Genomic DNA, 2,223 nt, shown 5'->3' with positions numbered 1-2,223 from the left:
CGGTCCCGGATGCATGATGATGGCATCCGGCTTCATGAGCCGGGCCCGCTCACAGGTCAGCCCGAATTGCCTGAAATAGGCTCGTGCGGAAGAAAACAGCGTTTGGTCATGCCGTTCCAACTGCACCCGCAGCATCATCACCACGTCAGCTTCCCGGAGAGCATCTTCAAACGGCACATAAGGCGCCAGTTTTTCAATCTCTTCATCCCGCATCTCTTCCGGACCGCTCACCATGATCTCCATGCCAAACCGGGACAACGCCCAGAGATTGGAACGCACCACCCGGCTGTGCTTGATATCGCCGATCATCGCCACTTTCTTTCCTTCCAACTCTTTGAAATGCTTTCTCATGGTGTACAAATCCAACAAGGCTTGCGTCGGGTGTGCCAAGGATCCGGCCCCGGCATTGACGAGCGCGCATTCCGGCAGCCGGTCGGCCAATTCCTGAAAAACAAGGGGGTCCGCGTGCCGGATCACCACGACACGGACTCCGAGCGAAGACAAGGTTTTGACCGTGTCATACAGCGATTCTCCTTTGGCTGTGCTGGAAACTACCGGGGAAAAATGAAGCACTTCCATCCCCAACTTTTTTTCGGCCATTTCAAAGGAGAAGCGGGTCCGGGTGCTCGGCTCGAAGAACAGATTTGCCGCAAACCGTCCTTGATACGTCGCTTGTCCCGGTTGCCAATGCTCCTCCCAATACTGTGCCCGGTCCAAAAGCGATTGTATTTCATGTTTGGATAAATGCCCGGTATCAAACAAATGGTTGGGGGCGAACCTTCGTTTCGTCGCAGTCAAATGAATCCCTCCTGTCTGTCAGGCTGCTTCCGCCAACTCTTTTTGCCGCGAATCTTTTTCAGGCAAGACCAGATTGAGCAGAATGCCGGTGACGGTTGCCAACGCCATGCCTTCCAATTCCAGATGGATGTCGGCCAATTTCAGCAACGCTCCTCCGACCCCGATCACCAGAATGACCGAAGCAATTACCAGGTTGCGCCGGTTATCCAAGTTCACTTGGTTTTCAATCAGCATCCGCAACCCGCTGGAGGCGATGACACCAAACAACAGGATCGAAACGCCGCCCATCACCGGAGTGGGAATGGTTTGAATGAGTGCCGATATTTTTCCCACGAAACTGAACAAGATGGCCAGGACAGCCGTTCCTCCGATCACCCAGACACTGAAAATGCGGGTCATGGCCATCACCCCGATGTTTTCCCCGTAAGTGGTGGCCGGAGGGCCGCCGATCAAGGCAGCGATGCTGGTGGCAAGCCCATCCCCCAGTAAAGAACGGTGCAATCCGGGATCTTTCACCAAATCTCTTCCCATGATGTTCCCTTGTACCACCAGGTGTCCGATGTGTTCGGCCAACACCACCAACACCACCGGCAACATCACCACGGCCGCATGCCACGAAACAACCGGTGCCGTCAACTCAGGAACGGCAAACCATTTGGCTTCCCTCACCGCAGTAAAATCCACCATCCCCATCATCAAAGCCGTCAGGTATCCGCCAATCAACCCGAGCAACACCGGGATGAAGCGAAGGAATCCGCTGAATGCCAAATTGGCCGTGATGGCGATTCCCAAGGTGACCAGTGCCACGGTGAAGTTCTCCAAAGAATAAACTTGCAATTGAACCTTCCCGTTTTCCGGATCGACGGATTGAATGGTTCCGTCCAACGCCGCCCATCCGCTTGCGGTTTGCGGCATGTCCACGATCACTTCTTTTTTGCTGGCCATGTCCACCGCCGTACCTGCCAGCGAAAGACCGATGACTATCACCACCGAACCGATCACGACCGGGGGCAGCAAATGATCCAGCCATTTCACGCCAAACCGGTATACAATCAGGGCCACCACTCCGTAGGCAATCCCGACCAGGAAACATCCGAATAACGCTTCCCCCAGATGCTTCCCTCCTTGGGAGAGGGTGATCACCGGAACAATGAAGGCAAACGAAGATCCCAGATATGCCGGGATTTTGCCCCGTGTCACAATCAAATAGGCCAGCGTCCCGATTCCGCTGGATAACAGCGCGACGGCCGGATTCATTCCCGTCAACAACGGCACCAGCATCGTGGCGCCAAACATGGCGAACAAATGTTGAAAGCTGAGAAAGAGCCATGACAAAGCTTTGGGTTTTTCATGCACGTCCATGACAATTTTTTGTGAACTCATTGGCCTTAACTCCTTTGTTGGGATAAAAAAACGTCTCTTTGC

2 protein-coding genes are annotated in these 2,223 nt (G+C 54.1%); both read right to left on the bottom strand.

Annotated elements, in window-relative coordinates; all coding sequences use genetic code 11:
- Positions 1-798, bottom strand: a 798-nt coding sequence (locus tag H1R82_RS13915) for an aspartate carbamoyltransferase catalytic subunit (protein WP_258873915.1), incomplete at its 3' end; no start/stop codon positions are given.
- Between the two features lie 18 nt (positions 799-816).
- On the bottom strand, positions 817-2,181 hold the full coding sequence (uraA, locus tag H1R82_RS13910; protein WP_181730809.1) for a uracil permease: 1,365 nt from the start codon (positions 2,179-2,181) through the stop codon (positions 817-819).
- Between the last annotated feature and the right edge of the window lie 42 nt (positions 2,182-2,223).

This window comes from Thermoactinomyces intermedius (genome assembly GCF_013912365.1).
Lineage (GTDB): Bacteria > Bacillota > Bacilli > Thermoactinomycetales > Thermoactinomycetaceae > Thermoactinomyces > Thermoactinomyces intermedius.
The sequence above is the reverse complement of the archived record's forward strand: the minus strand, read 5'-3'. Positions and strand labels throughout refer to the sequence as shown.

Bases quoted from the DNA above. Each gene is read 5' to 3' on its own strand.
- uraA (WP_181730809.1), bottom strand. From the start codon at position 2,181: ATGAGTTCACAAAAAATTGTCATGGACGTGCATGAAAAACCCAAAGCT.